General features: G+C 65.9%; 9 protein-coding genes. 4 read left to right on the top strand and 5 right to left on the bottom strand.

The features are described 5' to 3' along the window. Positions 1 to 36: 36 nt before the first annotated feature. Complete coding sequence (locus tag GTP44_RS09515; RefSeq protein WP_161019247.1) at positions 37 to 2,931, bottom strand: TonB-dependent receptor domain-containing protein; 2,895 nt, start codon at positions 2,929 to 2,931, stop codon at positions 37 to 39. Between the two features lie 242 nt (positions 2,932 to 3,173). Then, the gene (gene aroG, locus GTP44_RS09510) at positions 3,174 to 4,253 is read right to left on the bottom strand and encodes a 3-deoxy-7-phosphoheptulonate synthase AroG (RefSeq protein ID WP_161019246.1); all 1,080 of its coding nucleotides are present in this window, start codon (positions 4,251 to 4,253) and stop codon (positions 3,174 to 3,176) included. Between the two features lie 342 nt (positions 4,254 to 4,595). Here aroG and GTP44_RS09505 point away from each other — a divergent pair, with 342 nt between their 5' ends. Next, complete coding sequence (locus GTP44_RS09505; RefSeq protein WP_229256857.1) at positions 4,596 to 7,250, top strand: TonB-dependent receptor; 2,655 nt, start codon at positions 4,596 to 4,598, stop codon at positions 7,248 to 7,250. 265 nt (positions 7,251 to 7,515) lie between these two features. Continuing rightward, on the top strand, positions 7,516 to 10,152 hold the full coding sequence (locus GTP44_RS09500; protein WP_229256856.1) for a TonB-dependent receptor: 2,637 nt from the start codon (positions 7,516 to 7,518) through the stop codon (positions 10,150 to 10,152). Positions 10,153 to 10,193: 41 nt separating this feature from the next. Here GTP44_RS09500 and tldD read toward each other — a convergent pair whose 3' ends face one another. From tldD to GTP44_RS09485, 3 genes are read right to left on the bottom strand one after another with little or no spacing between them, the layout of a single operon-like run. Further along, complete coding sequence (tldD, locus tag GTP44_RS09495; protein ID WP_161019245.1) at positions 10,194 to 11,654, bottom strand: metalloprotease TldD; 1,461 nt, start codon at positions 11,652 to 11,654, stop codon at positions 10,194 to 10,196. A 42-nt stretch (positions 11,655 to 11,696) separates the two neighbouring features. Continuing rightward, the gene (locus GTP44_RS09490) at positions 11,697 to 12,497 is read right to left on the bottom strand and encodes a carbon-nitrogen hydrolase family protein (RefSeq protein WP_160990975.1); all 801 of its coding nucleotides are present in this window, start codon (positions 12,495 to 12,497) and stop codon (positions 11,697 to 11,699) included. After that, positions 12,494 to 16,681: a YhdP family protein gene (locus GTP44_RS09485; protein ID WP_161019244.1), complete on the bottom strand. Its 4,188-nt coding sequence runs from the start codon at positions 16,679 to 16,681 to the stop codon at positions 12,494 to 12,496. Before GTP44_RS09485 ends, GTP44_RS09490 begins: the two co-directional genes overlap by 4 nt. A gap of 78 nt (positions 16,682 to 16,759) precedes the next feature. On the opposite strand from GTP44_RS09485, the gene glnE reads away from it, so the two are divergent. Together glnE and GTP44_RS09475 are read left to right on the top strand one after the other, a co-directional pair. After that, complete coding sequence (gene glnE, locus GTP44_RS09480; RefSeq protein WP_161019243.1) at positions 16,760 to 19,501, top strand: bifunctional [glutamate--ammonia ligase]-adenylyl-L-tyrosine phosphorylase/[glutamate--ammonia-ligase] adenylyltransferase; 2,742 nt, start codon at positions 16,760 to 16,762, stop codon at positions 19,499 to 19,501. 94 nt (positions 19,502 to 19,595) lie between these two features. Continuing rightward, on the top strand, positions 19,596 to 20,051 hold the full coding sequence (locus GTP44_RS09475; protein ID WP_161019242.1) for a cache domain-containing protein: 456 nt from the start codon (positions 19,596 to 19,598) through the stop codon (positions 20,049 to 20,051). Positions 20,052 to 20,254: the final 203 nt, after the last annotated feature.

Genomic DNA, 20,254 nt, shown 5'->3' with positions numbered 1-20,254 from the left:
AGAACTCCCGGCTTGCCGGGAGTTTTTTTTTGCGGCTTAGAACTTGTAATTGCCGGTGATGTAGAACGAGCGTCCGGCCGGATCGGCATAGCGGCCGTCATAGCCGAGCTGGTTGCCGCCGCCGGCGTTCTGCAGCGTGAACGGCGGATCGCGGTCAAACAGGTTCTTGACACCGGCCGTCAGCGCGAACTGGCCGAAGTCGTACTTGGCCTGCCAGTCGAAGGTGGTGTACGACGGCACCTTCAAGCCGGCGAACGCCACCGAGTCGCCGACGCTGCCATCCGGATTGACCTCGAACACCGCCGTGTCGACCGGATAGGACTGATCGTGGTAGCCGGACTTATAGTGCGCGGTCAGCGTGTTGGTCAGCTTGCCGTTGGTCAGGCTCAGGCTCAGATTGCTCTGCACGCGGAACACCACGGCATTGTCCGGGCCGAAACGGCCGAGGTCGGATTGCACCTCACCGCCGGCGCTGGTGGTGTAGTCCTGCTTGATCATATACGTGCCGTTCCATGCCGCGCGCAGGTCGCCGATGGCGGTCTTGTTGCGGTAGCTGAAGTCCCAGTCGACGCCGCGATAATGCGCCACGCCGCCGTTGATCGGCGCCAGCAGATAGGCGATCGTCGTGAAGCCGGCCGGATCAGGATACGGATTGACGAACAGGCCGCTGTACTGCTGCGGATTGGCAAAGCCCTGCTGCTCCGGCACGCCGGCCGACAGCACCTGGTCGCGGATCGTGACATTCCACAGATCCAGCCCCAGCGACAGGCCGCGCAGCGGCTCGATCCGCCCGCCCAGCGTCCACTGCTTGGACTTCTCCGGCTGCAGGCCCTGGGCGCCGCTCTGCGCGTTTGGTCCGCTCAACAAGTCGTACTGCGCCAGCCCCACCTGGCAACCCGGCGAGCCGGGGAACGGGCAGGCATAGCTGCCGGCGGTGCTGCCGTTGAAGGTGTTGGCGCCGGCGATGTCGCTCAGGTTGGGCGCCTTGAAGCCGGTGCCGTAGGAGCCGCGCAGCAGCAGCGTGTCGAGCGGCGTCCATTTGAGGCTCAGCTTGTAGGTGCCGGCGTTCGAGCTGTTGCCGATGTCGCCGCTCGGCAGACGCGGAATCAGGCCGCTCGCATCGGGCACGCTGCCGAAGATGTAGTTGCTGTGCACCTTGTCGTAGCTGTCGTAGCGGCCGGACACGGTCGCTTCGAGGGTCTTGTGCATCGGCAGCAGCACCTCGGTGAACAAGCCCCAGTTGTCGCGGCGCGCGTCGAACGGCACCACGCCATAGCTGCCGCCGACCGGATAGTTGGCCGACGCCGGCTGCGTGGCGAAGCCGGAGTTGGCCAGGATCAGCGGATCGTAGTCGACCTGGTAGCGCGTCTTCGAATAGTCGCCGCCGATCGAAATGATCGAGGTGCCGCCCGGCAGTTCGAACAGGTCGTGCTGGGCGCCGGCGTGCACCGTGTTGAGTGTCGATTTGCCGCGCGAGAACACGGTGCCGTTCAGCAGCGCGCCCTTCAGCTGATCGGCGCCCTGGCCGGTGACCGGATCGTACTGGCCGGCCGCCACCAGGCTTTCCAGCTTATTGAAGTCCGAGTAGCCGCCGGCCGCCGTGTCTTTCAGCTTGCTCTGCGACAGGATCAGCGAGGCGTTGTAGGTCCAGCCCAGCGCGCTGCCGTCGATACCGCTGGCGAAGTGGGTCGCGGTGGTCTGGTACTCGTCGGCGCGGCCGCCGACCAGCACCGAGCGGTAATTCAGCGTGGCGTTGCCGCTCGGGTTTTCCAGGCCGTTGGCGTCCAGATACGGCTGCACGTATTTGGCGTACAGCGCCGGGAAGCGCGTGGTGGCGTTGACGCCCATCGGCTGCGCCGACGGCGCGTACTGCGCGGTCATCGCGTATTGCGACAGCACCAGTTCGGCCCAGGCGGTGGTGTCGTCATTGATTTTCAGCGTGCCTTTCAGCAGGCCGCTGTCGCGCCGGCTGCCCGGCACGTCCTCCACCGTGGAGGCGTAGTTGAAGCGGCACTGCGAACCCAGCGGCCCGGCCAGCGGGCTACCGCAACCGCCGTTGGCGGCCAGGTAGGGATTGATCGCGTAGCCGGTGGTATCGACATTGGCGGCCGAGCCGCGCGGGCGGGCGTTGAAGCTCAGGTTGGCCGGCTCGGTGTTGCCGGTGCGCTGATCGAAGTAATATTGCTTGCCGTTGGCGCCGAATTTGAAGAAGGCGCCGGGCGCCGAGAAGTCGCGCTGCAGCGCGGTGATGCGCTCCTGTTCCTCGTGGCTGTACGAGGCCAGGAGGTTCCAGCCGTTCTGCTGCAGGTCGCCCCAGCCCTTGGTGATGCCGGCGCTGCTCCAGCTGCCGCCGTTCTTTCTCGGCTGGCCGTAGGTGGCGTAGGCTTCGCCGGTGGTCAGATTCTTTTTCAGGATGAAGTTGACCACGCCGGCGATCGCGTCCGAACCGTACAGCGCCGAGGCGCCGTCGGTGAGGATCTCGACCCGCTCCACCGCCTCCAGCGGAATGCTGGACAGATTGACCGCGTAACCGCCGCCCTGGCCGGAACCGACCGCGCTCGGCGCCACGCGCTGGCCGTCGAGCAGCACCAGCGTGTACTTCGACGGCAGCGAGTGCAGCGACGCGGTGGTGACGCCGGCGCCGCCGCCGTTGACCGAGCTGGACGACGGCACGAAGCCCTGCATCGACGGCAGCATCTGGATCAGGTCGGTCGCCGAGGCGGCGCCGGTCTGCTTGATCTCGGCGGCGGTCAGCACCTGCACCGGCAAGGCGCCCTCTTTCTGGATGCGCTTGATCGACGAGCCGGTGATCTCGACGCGCTGGATCGGCTGCTCGGTCAGCGTCTCCTGCGCGAAGGCTGGCAGCGCCAGCAACACGCCGCCGGAAAACATCAGACGCAGGGAACGGGACAGCACTTTCTCTTGAAACATGACTAACCTCCTGAGGTATTTTTAGGGATGCAACGGTCCAACGCCCACGGCCGGAGCGACCGCGGGACGGCGAACAATGACGCACAGGTGTATTTCTCAGGAAGGTGTTCTATGACACCCGGCCTTGCTTTATATCAAAGCATGGCAGGAGATTAAATGTCAATCACGCCAACTCGGCGTTTGGTGCGCTTACAACAGGCGCGCCAAGGCGGCCCCCGCGACGGCGCGGGGGCCGGCGGGGCTTACTTGGCGGCGGCTTCGCGCGCCTGGGTGGCCAGGCGGCGCTGGCGCACGGCGGCGGCCAGGCCCTGCAGCACCTGCACGCTGCTGTCCCAGTCGATGCAGCCGTCGGTGACCGACTGGCCGTAGGTCAGCTCCTTGCCCGGCACCAGATCCTGGCGACCGGCCACCAGGTGCGACTCCACCATCACGCCGACGATGCGGCCATCGCCGCCGGCCACCTGGGCGGCGATGTCGGCGCACACCGGCACCTGGTTCTCCGGCTTCTTGGCGCTGTTGGCGTGCGAGGCGTCGATCATCAGGCGCGCCGCCAGGCCTTGGGCGGCGATCGCCTTGCAGGCATCGTCGACGCTGGCGGCGTCGTAGTTCGGCGCCTTGCCGCCGCGCAGGATGATGTGGCAATCCTCGTTGCCGTTGGTCGAGACGATGGCCGAGTGGCCGCCCTTGGTCACCGACAGGAAATGGTGCGGCTGCGAGGCGGCCTTGATGGCGTCGACGGCGATGCGCACATTGCCGTCGGTGCCGTTCTTGAAGCCGACCGGGCACGACAGGCCGGAGGCCAGCTCGCGGTGCACCTGCGACTCGGTGGTGCGGGCGCCGATCGCGCCCCACGAGATCAGGTCGGCGATGTACTGCGGCGAAATGACGTCGAGGAACTCGGTGCCGGCCGGCAGGCCCAGTTCGTTGATGTCGCGCAGCAGCTCGCGCGCCATGCGCAGGCCGTCGTTGATGCGGAAGCTGTTGTCCATGTACGGATCATTGATCAGGCCCTTCCAGCCGACCGTGGTGCGCGGCTTCTCGAAGTAGACGCGCATGACGATCTCCAGGTCGCCGGCCAGCTCCTTGCGCAGCGGCGCCAGGCGGCGCGCGTAGTCCATCGCCGCCTTGGTGTCGTGGATCGAGCACGGGCCGATCACCACCATCAGGCGGTCGTCCTGGCCGTGCAGGATGCGGTGCAGCGCCACCCGGGCATTGGCCGCGGTCTGCTCCGCCGCCTCGGTGCACGCAAACTCACGGATCAGGTGGGACGGTGGCGTCAATTCCTTCATCTCGCGGATGCGCAGATCATCGGTACGGGGCATGCTGTTCTCCAGTGGGTTTTGATTGAAATCAAGGGTAAAAAAAAACCGCCTCGGCAGGAGGCGGTTTTTCGGGAATTCGTGGGACTCGGTTTGCTTCTACGTGTGCACCGGCCGCTACTCCACCGCCTGAGGGGTTGGGAAGCTAAAGTAAAACCAGCCGGTAAAGAAGAAGTGGGTCATATAAGTCCGTAAGTGTCGGAAGACTATAACAACACTTTGCGCCATTTGGCAAGCACTTTGTCGCGCACCTCTGATGCAGATCAGGCGTGCCGCACTTGAACGCCGCAAGACTGGGTTGCCGCGCATGCAACCGCACCGCGCCCATTTCAAGGGAGAAACACGATGACAAAACGCCTCCTCATGCCCATGGCCGCCGCGTTGCTGGCGGCGCACGCCGCCGACGCTTTTGCCCAGGCTCAGGCCCAAGCGCCGGCGCCGGACCAGGAACCGCTGCAACGGGTGGAAATCACCGGCAGCTCGATCCGCCGCCTGGCGGCCGCGACCGCGCTGCCGCTGACCTCGATCCGCGCGGAGGATTTCGCGCGCCAGGGCCTGACCACCGCCCAGCAGGTGCTCAACAGCATTCCGATGAACCAGACCTCGGTGTCGAGCGCGCAGTCGGTCGGCGCCGGCACCGGCGGCCAGTCGCAGGCCGACCTGTGCGGGCTGGGCGGCCAGCGCACGCTGGTGCTGCTCAACGGCCGCCGCATTTCGGCCCACCCGATCATCGGCGACAGCGTCGACCTGAACGTGATTCCGCTGTCGGCGCTGGACCGGGTCGAGGTGCTGCGCGACGGCGCCTCGGCGGTGTACGGCAGCGACGCCATCGGCGGCGTGGTCAACTTCATCACACGGCGCCAGGTCCAGGGCGGCGCCGTCACGGTCGAGGCCTACCAGCCGCAGACGGCCGGCGGCGGCGCCGAGCGGCGGCTCAATCTGAGCGGCGGCTTTGGCGACCTGGCCACCGAACGCTTCAACGTTTTCGGCGTGCTCGACCTGCACCGGCAACTGCCCTTGGCGGCCACCGCGCGGCCGTTCTCGGCCACCGGCGTGATCCCCAGCCGCGGCGTCAGCCAGACCAGCGGCACGCCCTTCCCCGCCAACTTCTTTTCCGACCACGGCATCAGCGGCAATCCCAGCTTTGCCAGCGGCTGCCTGCCGCCGGCCTCGGTGCCCAATGTCGGCGGCTCGGCGACCTGCCGCTACGATTTCACGCGCGAGGTCGACGACATCCCGCGCACCAAACAGGAATCGTATCTGGGCCGCTTCACCTATCGCCTCGGCCAGGACCACACGCTGGCCGCCGAGGCGCTGCACGCGCGCAGCACCAACGAGGCGCGCGTGGCGCCGCCGCCGCTGGCCGGCATCGGCATGCTGCTGCACAGCACCAGCCCCTACTATCCGGGCGGCAGCGCCGGCGTGCCGGCGGTGGCCGGCCTCAGCGGCGAAGACCTCGACATCAGCTGGCGGCCGCTGGTGACCGGGCGCCGCGTCGACTATTCGACCAGCACCGCCGACCGGCTGGTGCTCAGCGCCGAGGGCGTGCTGTACGGCTGGGACTACAGCAGCGGCCTGAGTCACTCCGTCAGCAAGGCCGCCAGCGCCTTCGCCGGCGGCTATGTGATCGATCAGCGCATCGTCGACGGCGTCGGCAGCGGCCTGCTCAATCCCTTCGGCGAGCAGAGCGCCGAAGGGCTGGCTTACCTGAACAGCTCGCTGCTGCTGGGCGAATACCTGAACGCGCGCACGCGCGCCACCGCATTCGACGCGCGCGCCAGCCGCGAGCTCCACCAGTTGCCGGGCGGCCCGCTGGGCTTCGCGCTGGGCGGCGAGGCACGCAAGGAAAAGGCGGTCTACAAGATCAACCGCGCGCTGGCGTCGCAAGCGTCCAGCTCGGGCTTTGCCGACGCCCAGGACCAGACCGGCGAGCGCCGCATCTACGCCGTGTTCGCCGAACTGAACGCGCCGGTGATCAAGGATCTGGAACTGAACGCCGCCGCCCGCTACGACCACTACAGCGACGTCGGCCACAGCTTCACGCCGAAGCTCAGCGCCCGCTATCAGCCGGTGGCGCCGGTGCTGCTGCGCGCCTCGTGGAACCGCGGCTTCCGCGCGCCGACGCTGTTCGATATCCACGGCCCGCGGACGGTGACCAACTCGTCCGATCCATGGAACGATCCGCTGCTGTGTCCCGGCGGCGTGCCGGCGCCGGGCGCCAATCCCAACCTGTCGTGCGACCAGCAGCAGAACATTCGCCAGGGCGGCAATCCGGACGTGCGGGCGGAACGCTCCAAGACCTACAGCGCCGGCGTGGTGTTCGAGCCGACACGGGCGCTGACGCTGTCGCTGGACTACTGGAACATCGGCCTGCGCGACCAGATCAGCGCGCTGGCCGAGCAGACCGTGTTCAACGACTACGCCCGCTACCAGAACCTGTTCAGCTACAACGCCGCCGGCACGCGCCTCGATTACGTCTCGCTGATCACCAACAACCTGGGCGAGGTCAAGACCAGCGGCGTCGACGCCAGCGTGCTGTGGCGCGCGCCGCGCGGCCGCTACGGCACGCTGGCGTTGCAGATCGACGGCACCTGGGTGCGCAACTACGACTACCAGAACGAGCGCGGCGGCGCCTTCACCGAGAACCTCGGCCGCTACGCCGACGCCTCGCCGGTGTTCCGCTGGCGCCACAACGCCAGCCTGAATTGGAATCTCGGCCCGTGGGGCGCGACGCTGAGCAACCGCTATATGTCCGGCTATACCGACCAGAACGCCGTCGAGCCGCAGTTCTTCAACCAGGTCAAGGCGTACTCGACCTGGTCACTGTCGGGCAACTACAGCGGCGGGCACGGATTGGACCTGACACTGGGGGTGCGTAATCTGCTGGACGAGGACCCGCCGTACACCAACCAGAGCACCACCTTCCAGCAGGGTTACGACCCGCGCTACACCGATCCGCTGGGCCGCACCTGGTACGCGCGCGTGACCTACAAGTTTTGAACAAAAATTTACACTCCGCGGCCTGGCGTTAACTTCTTAGCGCCTGTATCCGGATGTAAGCGGCGCGACCCCGCGGCGGGCCGCACCGCCCCGGCCGCGCGGCGGCCGCGGACAGAAAACCGTCTTAACAGCTGTGATGGTTTGCATGCTGTCGCATTGTTGCACACTTAATCATGCGTCATTGTTTGATGGTCCCCGCGAATGGTCTGATCGCTGTTGCCCACAAGGCAAACACCCATTCCCATACCATGCAGGAGTTAAAACAATGATGATTGAAAGAGCCATGTCGCGCAGCTTGCGCGCGCTGTTCGCCGGCGGCCTTGCCGTCGGCATGCACGCCGCCAGCGCGCAAACCGACGACGCCCCGATCCAGCGGGTGGAAGTGACCGGGTCCAGCATCAAGCGTCTGGCCAGCGAGACGGCGCTGCCGATCACCAGCATCAAGGCGGCCGACTTTGAAAAGCAGGGCCTGACCACCGCCGCTGAAGTGATGAACACGCTGTCGATGAACCAGAGCGTGACCGGCAGCAGCCAGTCGGTCGGCTCCGGCACCGGTGGCATCGCCACCGCCGATCTGCGCGGCCTGGGCAGCAACAAGACGCTGGTACTGCTGAACGGCCGCCGTCTGGCCAACCACCCGTTCAACGGCTCCTCGGTCGACCTGAACATCATCCCGCTGTCGGCGCTGGAGCGGGTGGAAGTGCTGCGCGACGGCGCCTCGGCCATTTACGGCACCGACGCCATCGGCGGCGTGATCAACTTCATCACCAAGCGTTCGGTCACCGGCGTCACCGTCAGCGCCGAACGCTTCCAGCCGCAGGCCAGCGGCGCCGGCGCCGAATCGCGGCTCAACCTGTCGGGCGGCTATGGCGACCTGGACAAGGACGGCTGGAACGTCTTCGGCGTGATCGACCTGCACCAGCAGACCGCGCTGGACGCCGCCGCCCGCGATTTCTCCAGCACCAGCGTGCGCCCGGACCGCGGCGTCAACGGCAGCAGCGGCACCTCGCAGCCGGCCAACTTCTATTCGGCCAACGGCGTCACCGGCAATCCGTACTACAGCGGCGGCTGTGTCGGCAAAGGCCTGATCCAGAGCAGCACCGGCACCTGCCGCACCGACACCAGCACCTACATCCAGGCGATCCCGAAAACCAAACAGGAATCCTTCCTCGGCAAGGCCACGTTCAAGCTGAACCAGGACGACATCGCCACCATCGAATACCTGCACAGCCGCTCGACCAACAGCAGCGCCATCGCGCCGTCGCCGCTGACCGGCATCACCATGACCTCGGCCAGCCCCTACTATCCGGGCGGCAGCGCCGGGGTGCCGGCCGTGGCCGGTCTCAACGGTGAAGACCTGACGCTGAACTGGCGCACCGTCGCCGCCGGCAAGCGCGAGGGCTATGACACCTCGATCTCCGACCGCCTAGTCGTGGCCTCGGAAGGCCTGGTGGCCGGCTGGGATTACAACGTCGGCCTGACTTACGCGGTCAACCAGGCCAGCAGCGCCTTTGCCGGCGGCTACACCAACGACTCGCTGATGAAGGCGGGCGTGCTGAACGGCATCCTCAATCCGTTCGGCGAACAATCGGCGGCAGGCGCGGCCTACATCGACGCCGCCCAGTTGCGCGGCGAATACCTGGCGGCAAAAATGACCAGCGTCGGCATCGACGGCAAAGTCAGCCGCGAGCTGTTCCAGCTGCCGGCCGGCGCCGTCGGCTTCGCGGTGGGCAGCGAGTTTCGTCACGACAAGGCCACCTACAGCGTCAACCGCGAGCTGGCGTCGCAGGCGTCCAGCTCCGGCTACGCCGACGCCCAGGACCAGGCCGGCCAGCGCAATATCGCGGCCCTGTATTCGGAACTGAGCGTGCCGCTGGCCAAGCCGCTGGAACTGTCGATCGCGGCCCGCTATGACCACTACAACGACGTCGGCGGCAGCTTCAATCCGAAGGTCGGCCTGCGCTGGGAAGCCAGCAAGCAGGTGCTGTTCCGCACCTCGTACAACACCGGCTTCCGCGCGCCGACGCTGTACGACCTGCATGGCCCGGCCACGTCGACCTTCACCAGCAACGCCTATAATGATCCGGTGCTGTGCCCTGGCGGCACGGTGGCGGCCGGTGCCAATCCGAACGTCGCCTGCAACCAGCAGCAAACCATCCGCAGCGGCGGCAACGCCAACCTGAAGCCGGAGAAATCCAAGACCTTCGCGCTGGGCGTGGTGTTCGAGCCGTTGAACGCGGTCAGCGTGTCGTTCGACTACTTCAACATCAAGATCAAGGATTCGATCGGCACCGTGGCCGAGTCGACCATCTTCGACAACTATGAGAAGTACAAGGACTACTTCGTCTACTCGGCCGACGGCAAGACGCTGCAATACGTCAACGCCGTGTTGGACAATCTGGGAGAGGTGAAGACCTCGGGCATCGACACCAGCCTGCGCTGGAAGCTGCCGCGCACCGCAGCCGGCGATTTCGTGTTCCAGTTCGACGGCACCTGGGTGCACAGCTACCAGTACCAGAACGAAACCGGCGGCGAGTTTGTGGAGAATGTCGGCGTCTACGGCGACAATGCGCCGGTGTTCCGCTGGAAGCACAACGCCAGCATCAGCTGGAAGCGAGGTCCGTGGAGCGCGACGTTCGCCAACAAGTACCTGAGCGGTTACGAGGATCAGAACAATGTGGCGGCGCAGTACGAACACCGGGTGAAGGCGTACTCGACGTATTCGCTGTCGACCAGCTACAGCGGCATCCGCAACACCGATCTGACCGTGGGCATCAAGAACCTGCTGGATACGGCGCCGCCGTACACCAACCAGGGCACCACGTTCCAGAGCGGCTACGATCCCCGCTTCACCGATCCGCTGGGCCGTACCTTCTACGTGAAGGCCACGTACAAGTTCTAAGCACCTTCAGCGTCACTCCCGCGCAAGCGGGAGTGCGCTTATCAGGCGGTGCCGCCGACGGTGACACCGTCGATGCGCAGCGTCGGCTGGCCGACGCCGACCGGCACGCTCTGGCCGTCCTTGCCGCACACGCCCACGCCCGGGTCCAGCTTCATGTCGTTGCCGATCATGGAGACGCGGTTCAGCACTTCCGGACCATTGCCGATCAGCGTCGCGCCTTTGACCGGATAGCTGAGCTTGCCATTCTCGATCATGTAGGCCTCGCTGGCCGAGAACACGAACTTGCCGTTGGTGATGTCGACCTGGCCGCCGCCGAAGTTGACCGCGTAAAGGCCGTTCTTCACCGACGCCAGAATCTCGCCCGGGTCCTTGTCGCCACCCAGCATATAGGTGTTGGTCATGCGCGGCATCGGCAGGTGCGCGAACGATTCGCGGCGGGCGTTGCCGGTCACCGGCATCTTCATCAGGCGCGCGTTCATGGTGTCCTGGATGTAGCCTTTGAGGATGCCGTCCTCGATCAGCGTGGTGCACTGGGTCGGATTGCCCTCGTCGTCGATGTTGAGCGAGCCGCGACGGTCCGCCAGCGTGCCGTCATCGACCACGGTGACGCCCTTGGCCGCCACGCGGTCGCCAATGCGGCCGGCGAAGGTCGACGAGCCCTTGCGGTTGAAGTCGCCCTCCAGGCCGTGGCCGATCGCCTCGTGCAGCAGAATGCCCGGCCAGCCAGGCCCCAGCACCACGGTCATCGGACCGGCCGGCGCCGGCCGCGCGTCCAGATTGACGACCGCCGACTTCACGGCCTCATCCGCGTACTGCTCCAGCAGCGCGTCGCTGAAGTAGCCGTAATCGTAGCGGCCACCGCCGCCCGACGAGCCGACTTCGCGGCGGCCATTCTGCTCGACGATGACGGTCAGCGACACACGCACCAGCGGCCGGATGTCGGCCGCCAGCACGCCATCGCTGCGCACCACCAGCACCACGTCATATTCACCGGCCAGGCTGGCCATCACCTGCACCACGCGCGGGTCCTTGGCGCGCGCCATCTTTTCGATGCGCTCCAGCAGTTGCACCTTGGCGGTCGCGTCCAGCGACACCAGCGGGTCGTGCGGCAGATACAGCGCGCGGCCGCCGACGTGGTTCATCGCGCCGGCCACCTTGACCTTGCCGCTGCCGGCGCGGGCGATGGTGCGGGTGGCGGCGGCCGCGTCCAGCAGCGCCGCCTCGGAGATTTCGTCCGAGTACGAAAACGCGGTCTTGTCGCCCGACACGGCACGCACGCCGACGCCCTGGTCGATCGAGAAACTGCCGGTCTTGACGATGCCCTCTTCCAGGCTCCAGCCCTCGTTTTTGGTGAATTGGAAATACAAGTCGGCATAGTCGACTTTGTGGGTGAACATCGTGCCCAGCGTCTTGAGCAGCTTGGCCTCGTCCAGCCCGAACGGTGTCAGCAGGATATCGCGCGCCACGGCCAACGTGGACAGATTCGGTTCAAATGGCTTCATGGTGATGCTTTCTGTTAGGGATTACCGGCATTGTAGTGGATATCACATGGTCCGGTGTTTCAGGGCCGGCAAGCTGTCGCGCACGCCTTCCATATAGGTCAGATCGATGTCGCCGTGCACCACGCCCTCCCCCTCGGCCAGCACCGACTTCACCGTGCCCCATGGATCGATCAGCATGCTGTGGCCCCAGGTGCGGCGGCCGTTCGGATGGATGCCGCCTTGCGCCGCCGCCAGCACATAGCACTGGTTTTCGATGGCGCGCGCGCGCAGCAGGATTTCCCAATGCGCCATGCCGGTGGTGTAGGTGAAGGCGGCCGGCACCACGATCAGCGACACCGGCCCCATCGCGCGGAACAGTTCCGGGAAACGCAGGTCGTAGCACACCGACATGCCGACCTTGCCGAATGGCGCCTCGAACACGCCGACCTGCTTGCCCGGCACAATGGTCTTCGATTCGTTGTACGACTCAGCGCCCTTGGTGAAACCAAACAGGTGGATTTTGTCGTAGCGGCTGGCGTGCTCGCCGTCCGGGGTGTACACCAGCGTGGTGTTGATGACTTTATCGGCGTCATCGGAGGCCAGCGGCAAGGTGCCGCCGATCAGCCAGATCTTCAGCGTGCGCGCCAGGCCGGCCATGAAGTCCTGGATCGGTCCCTGCCCCAGCGGCTCGGCCACGGCCACCTTGTCGCTGTCGGTCAGGCCCATGATGGCCCAGTATTCCGGCAGCAGCACCAGCTTGGCGCCGTCGTGCGCGGCCTGTGTCACCAGGCGGCGCGCGGTGGCGATGTTGTCCGCCACCGAGGGCGAAGAGATCATTTGAATGGCGGCAACGGTATGGTTCATGGCGCTCCCTTGGTGGATTCTGGTTTCGTCGGATCGAGCTTGGTCACGACCGGCGCCTTCCACGGGCCGGACACCTGCATATGATAAGTCAGTGCCTTCATCACCGGCGCACTGAGGAACAGCTGCGCCAGGAAACTGCCGAGGCCGATGACCGGATTGACCGCCAGCGCATACACCAGCGGCGCCGTGCCCAGATTAACCTCGGGAATCACCACCACGCGCAGGTTGGTGGTTTCGTTGGCGATATCGGCGCTGCCTTCCATCAGCACAGTGGCGGCGACGCCGTGCATTTTCAAGTTGTCGGTGCGGACGATACCGCGCTCGATGGTGGCGTTGGCGGTGATGCCGTCAAACGCCAGTCCTTCCGAGAAGACGTCGTGGAAATCCAGCTTGAGCAGGCGCGGCAGCGCTTGCAGGCTCAGCACGCCCAGCAGCTTGGCCGCGCCCGGGTCCTGCTTGAGGAACTGGCCTTTTTCGACATTCAGCGCGATCTGCCCGGACAGGCTCGGCAGGTCGAGCGAATACGGCAGGCCCTTCCAGGCGATATCGCCCTTCAGCGAGCCCTTGCCGTTCTTCAGCGTGTCGACAAAGCCGAAGCGCTCCAGCAGCTTGCCGGCGTCGTTGATCGCCAGGTTGAAGTTGAGGCTGGTGTCATGCGCGCCGCCCTTGGTGACCCACTGGCCGGTGCCGTTCAGTTCGCCATCGGCGTTCGACAGCGACAGCTTGCTGATGCGCCATTCGCGCGCGTTCGGCAGTTGCGCGTTGTGGGCCTGCAGCTCCAGCCGGCCCAGCGGCTTGTTGAACAGTTCGAAGCGCTCGACCACCACGTCCAGCGCCGGAATGGTGGCGGCGGCGCTCTTGCCGTCCAGCAGTTCCTGCACGTCACCGGAGGCCGATTCCGGGATCACCAGCGACGACAGCCGCGCCGTCACCTTGCCCAGGCCGGCGCCGGTGGACGGCTCGGCCCAGGTCAGGTAGCCGTTGGCCTGGGTCGAATCGATGCTGGCCTGCCAGTTGCCCTTCTGATGGGTGGCGCCGACCACCACGTTTTCCAGCTTGCGGCCGCCGATGATCAGCTCGCTGGAGCGGGCGGCGATGGTATCCGGCAGGACGTAATGGGTGAAGTCGGTGGCGTCGGCGGCCGGCGCGGCGGCGCCGCTATCACCGCCGCTGCCGGCGATGGCGCCGCCAAAGTCCAGCCAGTGATCGACGTTCAACTCGTGCATGCTGAGGTTGAAGGCCATGCCGCTATCCGGCTCCGGCGCCGGCGTGTTGACGCCGATGCCGCCGCGCACCAGTTGCCAGTGCTGCCGGCCCTGCTTCTGGCGCTGATAGCGCGCCGCCACGCTAGTGCCCAGGCTGATGCGGATGTCGTCGTGCAGCAGGCCGGCCGCGTCCGGCGTCAGGCCCGAGCTCAGCAGGAAGCGCACCGGCATGCTGTCGGCGGCGGTTTTCTGCAGCGGCGCCGGCAGGTCGAGCGCCAGGCCGTTCAGGCTGGAATCGACCGCGATCTGCACCTGGTGGTCGCGCACCGTCACCGTGCCGCTGTAGCGCGTGGCGCCGGAGAAGTGGTCGGCCAGGCGCTGCATGGCCGGCATGGCGTAGGTCTGGCGGAAGCCGTCGGCGGTGACCGTCCCCCCCAGCCGCACGACGATGGCATTGTCCTTCTGCGTGCCGCCGGTGATCGACACCGGCCCGCCGAGGAAGTTGCCCGACAGCTGGTTCAAATTGACGCCGCGTTCGTTGAATTCAATCTTGCCCTGCGCCGACTGCACCACCGGCAGATCGTTCATCAGCGTGATGTCGTTGCCGGCCAGCGCCAGCGTGCCGTTGACCTTGGTGTCGATGGCGTGCGCCAGCGGAATGCGCAGGCTCAGCGCCAGCTTGGCGTTGCCGCTCGCCTGCGTTTCATCGGTGAAGTGCGAGATCCAGTCCAGCACCGGGCTGATCGTCACATACTTGAGGAACTCCTGCATCGGCCCGGCCGCGTTGCCGTCGATTTCCAGCATCGAATCGTGGATGCTGAGGTCGGGAATCACCGCCTTCACATTGCTCAGCGCGACGCCGCCGGTGGTGGCGGTGTCGCCGCGGATTTCCATGCGCGCGCGCTCGAACACAAAGCTGCCCTTGATGTGCTCGGCCTGCGGCCACAGCGGCAGCGGCTTGCCGTCCTTGCCCAGCTCCTTGCCGTCGTGCAGGTAATAGCCCGGCTCGTAGTTCAGCTTCGCATCGTTGAGCTTGCCGGCGACGCGGAACTCGCCGTGCGCCTTGTGCTCGCCGTGGAAGGGGAAATGCGCCAGATCGCCGCGCAGGCGGATGCTCACCTCGGTCGCCTCGCCGCCCTCCAGCGCGCCGCTCAGCCATTGGCTGAGGTCGTGCGGCGTCTGCATCGGCAGGTAGCGGCCGATACGGTTGATCTGGAAGCCGGTCAGCGTGCCGGTCAGGTCGACCTTGCCGGGTCCCTTACCGTCCAGCGACAGCAGATGCGAACCCTGCAACGCGCCCTGCAAGCCTTCCTGCGCGAAATCCATGCTGTCGATCTGGAACAGCAGATGGTTGTTGGCCTCGAACGACCAGCGCGCCTTCAGGTTCAGATGGTCGAACGGCATCGACGCCTCGGCGAAATAATCCGGCATCTGCAACACCAGTTGCCGCGAGTCGAGGTTGAAGCTGCCACCGTGCTCGGTGGCGTCGATCGAGCCGCTGAGGTTGTCGAAGCCGGGAATGGCCGGCAGGCCGGCGATGGCCGGCGTCTTGCCGGTCTTCGGCTGCGGCAGGCGCGGCGGCTGCGGCTTCAGGCCCAGTCCCACCAGGTCGCCCTTGACGCGGTAGGTCTGCAAGGCCGGGAACGTGCCCTGCCATTCGGCGGAGAAATTCTGCAGCAGACCGCGCGGCGCGAAACCGGCCACCAGCTTGTGCTGCTGCGCGGACAAGGGCAGGCGCTCGGCCAGGCCGGCCAGCGTTTGCAGGTCCAGCTGGCGCGCGCGCACCTCGACCTTCTCCGGCCGGGCGCCGGCCGCCGCCACATAGGTTTCCGACAGCGAGGTCGGCGCCATCACCAGGCCGTCGCGGGTGGTCAAGGTCAGGTCGCGCAGCGCCAGCGTGTGGCCCAGCGCGCCGAAACGCGGCGTGGCCGCGCCCGCGCCGTTATGCGCCAGCGGTGGACGGATGTCTTCGCGGAGGTCGATGCGCCCGCTCAGCTGCTGCAAGTCCAGCAGCGGCAATTCCTGGCCCAGCACGGCGGTGATATCGTTCAGGCCGACATCGGCGGTGACGCTGGTCAGGCGCGACTGGTCGACGCCAATCCAGGCGCGCAACGAACCGCCGCCCTTGCGCAGTTCAAACGGGTAGTCGATCCAGGTTTTCCACGCCAGCAGATCGGCCTGGCGCAGGTCGGCGTACAGCTCGCCCTTCCACATCGACACATTGGAAATGCGCGCGCCGAACGCCGGATGGGTGAAGTCGGCGCGCACGTCGAGCGGCGCGGCCAGCGCGGCCGGCGGCGTCGCGCGCAGCGAGAAGGCGTGGTGCAGCCAGTTGTTTTGCAGCGCCAGCGTCACATTGTCGAGCGTCAGCGGCGGCGCGGCGCGCGCCTGGTCGGTCCATTGCACGCGGCCCTCGTGGATCACAATCAGGCGCTGGCTCAGCAGCCAGTCCAGACCCTTGCCGTCACTCGGCTGGTCCGGATCGATGAAGATACCGGCCACGTACAGCTTGCCGTCGCGGTCGCGCAGAATGTTCAGGTCGGGACGGTTCAGCTCCAGCGCCTGGAAGCGCACCGTGCCGGTCATCACGGTCCACCACGACAGCGTGGCCGACACGCTCGGCAAGCTCAGCGCCGGCCGGCCCTGCTGGTCGTGCAGCACCACGTCGCCGAGGAACAGATGCGGACGGAAGCCGTGCCACGAGGCGTAGACGCGGGAAATGGTGACCTGGTTGCCGAGCGCGCCGCTGGCGGCGCGCTCAATATCGTCGCGGTAATGGTCGATATTCGGCAGCACCACATAGCGCAGCGTCAGGAACAGGATGGTGAAGGCGAAATACACCAGCAGCGCCAGCTTCAGCGTGAAGCCCAGCATATGGTGGGTGGCCTGGTTGCAGAACCGATAGGCGGCACGAAGCCGATGCCAGCGCGCGGCCAACGGGCCTTCGCCTGTCACGGTCTCCTCTTCTGTTTTTTGCATCAATACGCTAATAAATCAGGCCATACATCAAATAAATAGCTAAACTCGGTCTCTGGAGCAATTCTACCTTATCCCCTCATGAGTTCACCGTCCGTCTCAGCGTCCGTCTCCCGTTTCTACCAGCGCTGGCTCGCGGCCGCGCCCGACCGTGCCGCCAAGGCCGACGCGCTGTCGCAATTATCGCTTGCCGACATCGATCTGGCCCATTATTTACAAATAGAAGCAGAAAACAGCCTGCCGCTGCCGCGCGCCATGCGCCGCCTGCGCAATCTGCTGGTCTGCACGCTGATCCGGCGCGACCTGGCAGGCCAGGCCAATCTGGCCGAGGTGGTGGCAACCATGACCCGCTTCGCCGACTTCGCCATCCAGCGACATCTGGCGACGTTGCACGCCGAAATGGTGGCGCTGCACGGCCAGCCGATCGGTCACGATTCCGGCCAGCCGCAGGAAATGATGGTGTTGGCCATGGGCAAGCAAGGCGGCGGCGAACTGAATGTCTCGTCCGACATCGACCTGATCTTCGTCTACCCGGAGGATGGCGACACCGCCGCCGGGCCGGGCCAGCGCAGCCTGTCCAATCACGAGTTCTTCGTTCGCCTGGGCAAGAAGCTGATCGCCGCGCTGGCGGAGATCACCGAGGATGGCTACACGTTCCGCGTCGATATGGCCTTGCGGCCGAATGGCAACTCGGGGCCGCTGGCGGCCAGCCTGGGCATGGTGGAGAACTACCTGATCGTGCAGGGGCGCGAATGGGAACGCTACGCCTGGGTCAAGGCGCGCGCGGTCACCGGCCGCGCGGTCGACATCGCCGCGCTGGAGGCGATCGTCCGCCCGTTCTGCTTCCGCCGCTACCTGGACTTCGGCGTGATCGACGCCATCCGCAATATGCACGCGCAGATCCGCGCCGAGGTCAACCGCCAGGAGCGGCTGCACCCGGACCGCAGCAACAACGTCAAGCTGGGCCGCGGCGGCATCCGCGAAATCGAGTTCCTGGCCCAGGTGTTCCAGCTGATCCGCGGCGGCCGCGACGCCGCGCTGCGCGACCGCTCGACCCGCACCACCTTGCGCATCATCGCCGAGAAAGGCTTGCTGAGCCACGCCATCGTCTACCAACTGCTGGCGTCCTACACCTTCCTGCGCAATCTGGAGCACCGGCTGCAATACCTGGACGACGCCCAGACCCACACGCTGCCGGCCAACGACGAGGACCGCCAGGCTGTGGCCGCCATGATGGGCCTGCCCGACGTGGCCACCTTGCTGACGCAGCTCGACGCGCACCGCCAGTTCGTCGCCGGCCAGTTCGACGAGATGTTCTCGGACAAGACCGAAAGCGGCGAACATGATATCGAGCTGCAATCGAGCAACGAATGCGCCGATCCGGACAACCGCGAAGCGCTGGTCGCCCGCTTTGCCGCGCTGGGCTTCGACGCGCCGGAGGACGCCACGCGGCGCCTGATCGCCACCTGGCAGGCGCCGCGGCTGCAATCGCTGCCCGAGGCGAGCCGCAACCGGCTACAGGGACTGATCAACAGCGCGCTGCCGCTGATTATCCAGGCGGCGCGCGAGTCCAGCGGCGGCGACCAGCTGGCCACGCTGGGCCGGCTGCTGGACTTCCTCGAAGCCATCGCCCGCCGCGCCGCCTACCTGTCGCTGCTGACCGAGTACCCGCACACGCTGGCGCGGGTGATCCGCATGGTGCACGCCAGCGGCTGGGCCGCCAAATTCCTCAGCCAGCACCCGATCCTGCTCGACGAGTTGCTGGACGACCGCATCCGTACCGCCGTGTTCGACCCGGTGGCGCTGGCGGCCGACATCGACCTGCAACTGGGCGCCGCCCCCGGCGACACCGAGCGCCAGATGGACATCCTGCGCGAAATCCACCACGCCCAGCTGTTCCACCTGCTGGCGCAAGACCTGGCCGGCGACCTGACGGTGGAAAAACTGGCCGACCACCTGTCGGCGCTGGCCGACACCATCGTCGCCGCCACCATCAAGGCGGTGTGGCAGACGGTGGCCACGCGCCACCGCGAAGTGCCGCTGTTCACCGTCATCGCCTACGGCAAGCTGGGCGGCAAGGAGCTGGGCTATGTATCCGACCTCGACGTGATCTTCCTGTACGACGACCCGGACCAGGAGGCGCCGGCCCAGTACGCCAAGCTGGCGCAGCGCTTCATCACCTGGATGACCTCGCACACCTCGGCCGGCATCCTGTTCGACATCGACACCGCGCTGCGCCCGGACGGCGCCAGCGGCATGCTGGTGTCGTCGGTGTCGGCGTTCGAGAAATACCAGAGCGACGCCGCGTGGGTGTGGGAACACCAGGCGCTGACCCGCGCCCGCTACTGCGCCGGCGACGTCGCCATCGGCCAGCGCTTCGAGCAGATCCGCGAGGCGGTGCTGCGCAAGCGGCGGCCGGCCGACGGGCCGCTGAAGCCGGAAGTCATCGCGATGCGCAAGCGCATGGTGGACGCCAAGCCGAACACCAGCGCGCTGTTCGACCTCAAGCAAGACCCGGGCGGCATGATCGACATCGAGTTCATCGTCCAATACCTGGTGCTGCAGCACGCCCACGACTACCCGCAGCTGACCGCCAATTTCGGCAATATCGCCCTGTTGCGCATGTGCGCCGAGCTGGGCCTGATCGACGCCGGCCTGGCCGCCAGCGTGGCCGACGCCTACCGCCAGTATCGCAAGCTGCAGCACCAGTTGCGACTGCAGGGTCAGGACTTGGCGCGCATCGATCCGGCGCCGGTGGCGGCGCGGGCGGCGCAGGTGCGCGCGCTATGGGATAGTTTATTCGGCGATAACGTTGCCACTTAGCAACATCGACACTCTTCCGCCCGGCCGGCTGCGCTAATATGGACAGCCTATCCATGGGCGCGGCCGGCGCCGCCATTAACAGAGGAGAAATCGGATGAAGGCATGGGTGACGGCGGCGGCATTGACCCTGGCGCTATGTGGCATCGCGGCGGCGGCGGCACAAAAAGGCAGCCGGGCGGAGGCGGTCGCCATGGTCAAGCGGGCGGTGGCGATGGTCAAGGCCGAGGGCCGGGACAAAACCTTTGCCGCCATTTCCGATCCGGCCAATCGCCACTTCCATGACCGCGATCTGTATGTGTATGTGTATGACTTTCAAGGCACGGTATTAGCTCACGGTAATAATCCGCAAATGGTCGGCACGGCACGCATCGGCCTCAAAGATAATGAGGGCCGATTCATGATCAAGGAAATGATCGCCATCGCCAAAACACGCGGCAGTGGCTGGGTGACGTTTAAATGGCCGAATCCGGTCACCAAAACGGTGGAATTAAAAGAAGGTTATATCGAACGCGTCGATGATTTTCTGATCGGATCGGGCGCTTATAAATAACGTTCAATGCAGCCATCAAGCCGGGATATTCCCGGCTTTTTTTTACGTCTAAATCATGCCAATAATTGGCACGATCAGGCTAATACTTGGCTTTAATGCAGGCGATGGTTGCGTTTATACGACGCCTGTTGCCCTTGCGAGGCCTTACATTACCGATTGGATAGGCAATAGTGTTGTTTTTACACATGAACAGTAGTGCGCAC

It is taken from the genome of Duganella lactea (assembly GCF_009857505.1).
GTDB lineage: Bacteria > Pseudomonadota > Gammaproteobacteria > Burkholderiales > Burkholderiaceae_D > Rugamonas > Rugamonas lactea.
Note: the sequence above shows the minus strand (reverse complement) of the source record. Positions and strands in the feature narration are given on the sequence as shown.